A 4,730-nucleotide genomic window follows, 5' to 3' on the forward strand; every position below is an offset into this window, starting at 1 on the left:
GCTGGCTTTTTTATTAAACGACTAACCGCCTACTGGCGGTATTTTTATGGAGTAAATTCACCATGCTTAAAGCATTTAAATGGTTACACTGGTTGCTTGATTTACGCTTTTTACCGGATAAATTCCAAGATTGGTTATTTGGTACCGGCACACGAATAATTGAGGTACTAAGCGGGTTTGCCATGCTGGGGTTTGCCCTTGTATTTGCACTGCATGGCGAGGAGATGATTAAAGAGGATTTATATGAAAAATTCCTACATCTTCATCCTAAGATATTCGTGGCCATCTTGGTATTTGTGGCAGCAGGGCAGCTATTTGCTGCCTTTTTTCATTCCAGCCGCAGCAATATCCTATCTGGCTGTTTCCTGATCTGGTCGGCATTAATCTGGGTTGTTATATCCGGGGCATTTATCGCAGCATACCCGCCTTTGTCTACAGGCATGACCACCTATCCCATTATTGCCATCATCTGCGCCCTTGCCGGCAGGAATCTAATCAAACACACCAAACGGGTAGAAGACAAAAAAGGCGGTGAATAATGGACGAGGCTTTCACACTAGCCAATTGCTTTGCCCTTGCTGGCGGCTTTCTAGGCGCGCTGGTGGTGTCTGATTACAAACGCTATGGGACAGTACTAACCGTTACGTTCATCATCATAGGCATGGTTTTTGCGGCAGCATTAACGGAATATTTCTTCACGCAGAACCACCCGTGGCTATTTGCCGGTGCTGGTGTATTTGCCGGTATGGCTTCCACATCTCTACTGGATGCGTTCAAGGCCACCGCACCAAAGATGGCACAAAAGCTGATTAATGCGGTTTGTAACAGGGCAGAGAAGATGATTGGTGATAGAGACGACGGGCAGAAATAGGTGGCCTTATCGACAGGCTTTTTAACATAAAAAAATTGCCCTCAGGGACTCGAACTCCTTAGGGCATTCGTTATTCAAACGAGGCTTTAAACAACATGGCCAATGATAAACGATTTACGTTTAAGTTTCTAGGAATTCTTATGGAAGCTATTAATTTTACACCTAAAGAGTTGCGTAAAACGATGTGGACGGCAGCACTTATTCTACTGTTACTCATTTTCGCATGGCGACTGCCTGAAATAATCAGCGCGATTAAATAGTGGTGATTTTTTAAAACAACGACGATGCGGCCATTACGGCTGCTTTTTTTATGTGTGAAAGGTTTTTAATATGTACAAATTAAGCCAGCGCTCTTTGGGAAATCTGCAAGGAGTAGACGCTAATCTGGTTAAAGTGGTTAAGCGAGCCATTGAAATTACTAAACAGGATTTTATGGTAACTGAGGGTTTGCGCAGCCGTGAGCAGTGCTGCATTAACTACGGCAAAGGGCGAACAGCACAACAATGTTCTATCAAAGGCGTGCCAGCTAAATACGCCCAGCCAAGCTTGAGCAAAGTAACCTGGTTAAATAATCCGTTTGCGAGCAAGCACACCACAGGCAAGGCGGTGGATTTAGTGCCGTATCCGGTAGATTGGAATGATTTAAAGAAATTTCGGGTAATCGCCGAAGCTATGAAACAAGCCGCAGCAGAATTGGGCGTAAAAATGATCTGGGGTGGGGATTGGGCAAAGACTAAAGACTATCCGCATTTTGAGGTGTAGCGATGAGAAATATTAATTACCTGGCAGTAGGCGCTTGGGCTTTGCTTGTTTTGATGGTGCTGTTTGCAGTGCTTAGCTACGGCAGTAAGCAGTACCAGAAAGGCTATAGCAAGGGTGCGGAAGAAGTTCAGCACCAGTATCAGGAAGCTTTGGCCAAACAACAGGAGGCGGCTAACAAAGCCAGCCAAGAATATGAGAAACAGAAAGCGAAGAATGAGGTAAAACAAGATGAACGACAAGCACAAGTTACAAAGATTGTTAAAGTTCCTGTGTACACTAATGTGTGTCTGGATGCTTCAGGGGTGCGCATCATCAACGAAGCAATCAGCAGTCGCTAGTATTCCAGCTAACCTTACTGAGCCATGCCCTGCATTAAGCCCGTTAAACGGGGCTACAGGCGCAGACATCTTGCCGTGGGCAGTTGGGGTAGTAGGGAAGTATAACGACTGCGCAAGGCGGCATAGCGCGCTAGTAAATGCTATTCAGTAAAGCGTGTAAGCAAAGAATCAACCGTTGTGAAGATCACAACGGTTGAAATGTATTACCTGGTACCCAAATCGTTCATATTTACTCGTAACTATTTAATAATTAATAATTTAAGGTGGTACCCAAACCTATGCATCATACACAAGCCGCATCTAACCGTTTGGGGTTGATATTGTATGTGTTAGAAATTCAGTTGTTTCGGAGATCGGAACAACTGCTGATAAAGAAAATCAAACATCTAAAATGCATTAAATGTGTGACAATTCTGTGACACGAAAGTGATATAATATGCGCCGTTATGGCGCGTTATGTGTTTTACGAAATCCAAAGGAAAGCTAGAAAATACGGTATTTGTGGCGGTATGTAGCTGTATGATGTTTTATGTACATAATGGCATGTGTTGCATGCTACTGGCACCAGTTTAATGCATTGATTATCAAAATATTTTATAAAAGTAAATTCATCTGTTTTCGATAGAAAAATGCCACCGTGCCCAACTGGCCAAATCGTTTTGGCAGGTTTCTGAATATATATTTAATAAATTATTGATTGCTATACAGGCCGAAGCAGAAAATTTTGCTAGTCCGTATTAGCTGCTTATCCTGTTACTGTGCAGTTTCGTTTAAATGTGCGTAACGTTGTGCCAGTACCGCACAGATCATCAGTTGCAACTGATGAAAAATCATCAGTGGTAACAGCATAATCCCTACTATGCTGGCAGGGAACAGGACATTGGCCATAGGAACACCATTGGCCAGACTTTTCTTGGAACCGCAAAAAACAATAGTAATTTCATCAGCGCGATTGAAGCCTAGCGAGCGCGCAACCAGTGTATTGATACATATAACCAAAAATAGTATCAGCAGGCTCAGCATAACAATCATACCGATTGAACCTAAGTTAACCTTATGCCATAAACCTTCAACTACCGCATCACTGAAAGCAACATAAACCACCAGCAGAATTGAGCTACGGTCAGTACGGTTTATCCATACTTTGTGTTTATGAATCCAGTTGGCAATCAGTGGCCGCGCCAAATGGCCTACAACAAAAGGCAACATCAGTTGCAACAGAATCGATTCAATTGCGGCTGTAGTATCAACGCTGTTGCCGCTGGTAGGCATCATCAGACCAATCAGTACTGGTGACAGAAAAACGCCGAGAATGCTTGAGGCTGAAGCACTGCACACTGCTGCGGCCACATTTCCACCGGCGACAGAAGTGAAAGCAATTGCAGATTGCACCGTAGCAGGTAGTGCACACAAATACAGAAAACCCAGATAAAGCTCAGGAGAAAGCCAGTGCGGTACCAAAATCCGCAAACCTAACCCGATTAGCGGAAACAATATAAACGTACTGCAAAATACCACCAGATGTAGCCGCCAATGCCTGATGCCTTCTGTAATAGCCTGACGGGACAGTTTGGCACCATGCATAAAAAACAGCAGAGCAATGGCAATGGTGGTCAGATAGCTGAAAAATGTTTTTGCGCTGCCCTGACAGGGCAGAACAGTAGCAGTGCCTACAACAGTTAGCATCGCCAGTAAAAACGGATCAATATAAAATTTTTTGAGCAGATTATTCATGGCAGTAACCGTTATGCAGGCGTATTGTCACCAAAGGCATTATTTTAGCGTAAAAGACTTGATGAAAAATAGCAGGTAAGTGAGTTAAAAAGGATTAATCTGGCCAACAGTGGATTGGAAGGGCAACACATTTTGAATAACAAAAGTAAAGAGGAATTATTTGTTAGATTCCGTAGGAGAAAAATAGTTTAACGAAGAATATAACCGTTTGTGATTGTAGCAATAAGCATAGGCTGCAAAAATTTATTGCAATTTTCGGAGGATGTACTAGCTCAAACTTAATCTGACAGACACCACCTACTCATCGGCATTCGTTCTAACACAATGACTGTCTGATGAGTAAAATAAATTCTCTAGCTGCTTTTCTTTAGCCAGTCCTTTTGTCTCTACCCAAGTTTGCCAGGGTGTCTTACCATAACAGTATTTCCCTGAATGTGCTCTTTCCCGATTGTAAAACTCTAGCCAAAGCTCAATATCTTGTTGTATCTCTTTCAGTTCTGTATATATTTTACGTCTAAACATAATATCATAACACTCGGTCTTCATCGTCTTATGGAACCGCTCACAGATACCATTCGTTTGCGGACTGTAGGCTTTTGTTTTCGTATGCTCTATATCCTCCAAATTCAGATATAGTTCGTATGCATGACGCTCTTTATGACCGTTATACTCACTTCCTCTATCCGTCAGAATTCGTAAAAGCGCTACCTGCTCATTATCAAAAAATGGTATCACTTTATCATTGAGTATATCCGCAGCAACTAAACTGTTTTTCTCCGTATATACTTTAGCAAACGCCAGTCTTGAATAGGTATCAATAAACGTTTGTTGGTATATTTTCCCAATCCCTTTAATATGACCAACATAATATGTATCTTGTGCGCATAAGTAACCAGGATGCTGGGTCTCAATTTCACCTTGTGCCTCTCGCGCTGCTTTCGCTTTCTCTAAAGCCTGTAGCTGGCTTTCTGTTAACACAAGCCCTTCCTGAGCTACTTTTGTTTCCAGAGCGATCAGCCTTTTTT

At 42.6% G+C, this 4,730-nt stretch carries 7 protein-coding genes; 5 read left to right on the top strand and 2 right to left on the bottom strand.

Features of this window, described 5'->3' with window-relative positions:
* Window positions 1-62 precede the first annotated feature (62 nt).
* The 5 genes from BGI33_RS07200 (at window position 63) to lysC (ending at window position 2,122) form a co-directional block, all read left to right on the top strand.
* Window positions 63-539 carry a hypothetical protein gene (locus tag BGI33_RS07200; protein ID WP_100089854.1) on the top strand — a complete coding sequence of 159 codons (477 nt, stop codon included), beginning with the start codon at window positions 63-65 and terminating at the stop codon, window positions 537-539.
* A complete protein-coding gene (locus BGI33_RS07205) occupies window positions 539-871 on the top strand; it encodes a hypothetical protein (protein ID WP_100090583.1) in 333 nt (110 codons plus the stop codon). Before BGI33_RS07200 ends, BGI33_RS07205 begins: the two co-directional genes overlap by 1 nt.
* A gap of 330 nt (window positions 872-1,201) precedes the next feature.
* On the top strand, window positions 1,202-1,633 hold the full coding sequence (locus BGI33_RS07210) for a M15 family metallopeptidase (protein ID WP_100090584.1): 432 nt from the start codon (window positions 1,202-1,204) through the stop codon (window positions 1,631-1,633).
* 2 nt (window positions 1,634-1,635) lie between these two features.
* Window positions 1,636-1,971: a hypothetical protein gene (locus BGI33_RS07215; RefSeq protein WP_100090585.1), complete on the top strand. Its 336-nt coding sequence runs from the start codon at window positions 1,636-1,638 to the stop codon at window positions 1,969-1,971.
* Window positions 1,925-2,122, top strand: coding sequence for an Rz1-like lysis system protein LysC (gene lysC / locus BGI33_RS14360; RefSeq protein WP_100090586.1), 198 nt, complete (start codon window positions 1,925-1,927; stop codon window positions 2,120-2,122). Before BGI33_RS07215 ends, lysC begins: the two co-directional genes overlap by 47 nt.
* A 602-nt stretch (window positions 2,123-2,724) precedes the next feature.
* Here lysC and BGI33_RS07225 read toward each other — a convergent pair.
* The gene (locus BGI33_RS07225) at window positions 2,725-3,705 is read right to left on the bottom strand and encodes a bile acid:sodium symporter family protein (protein ID WP_100090587.1); all 981 of its coding nucleotides are present in this window, start codon (window positions 3,703-3,705) and stop codon (window positions 2,725-2,727) included.
* A gap of 297 nt (window positions 3,706-4,002) precedes the next feature.
* On the bottom strand, window positions 4,003-4,730 hold a 728-nt coding region (locus BGI33_RS07230), incomplete at its 5' end, for an integrase core domain-containing protein (protein WP_144235395.1).

Origin of the sequence: Snodgrassella alvi (assembly GCF_002777425.1) — a bacterium.
GTDB classification, from domain to species: Bacteria; Pseudomonadota; Gammaproteobacteria; order Burkholderiales; family Neisseriaceae; genus Snodgrassella; species Snodgrassella alvi_B.

Excerpts from the sequence above, each read along its gene's own strand:
- lysC (WP_100090586.1), top strand. The coding sequence starts at position 1,925 with ATGCTTCAGGGGTGCGCATCATCAACGAAGCAATCAGCAGTCGCTAGT.
- BGI33_RS07225 (WP_100090587.1), bottom strand. The coding sequence starts at position 3,705 with ATGAATAATCTGCTCAAAAAATTTTATATTGATCCGTTTTTACTGGCG.
- BGI33_RS07205 (WP_100090583.1), top strand. The coding sequence starts at position 539 with ATGGACGAGGCTTTCACACTAGCCAATTGCTTTGCCCTTGCTGGCGGC.
- BGI33_RS07210 (WP_100090584.1), top strand. The coding sequence starts at position 1,202 with ATGTACAAATTAAGCCAGCGCTCTTTGGGAAATCTGCAAGGAGTAGAC.
- BGI33_RS07200 (WP_100089854.1), top strand. The coding sequence starts at position 63 with ATGCTTAAAGCATTTAAATGGTTACACTGGTTGCTTGATTTACGCTTT.
- BGI33_RS07215 (WP_100090585.1), top strand. The coding sequence starts at position 1,636 with ATGAGAAATATTAATTACCTGGCAGTAGGCGCTTGGGCTTTGCTTGTT.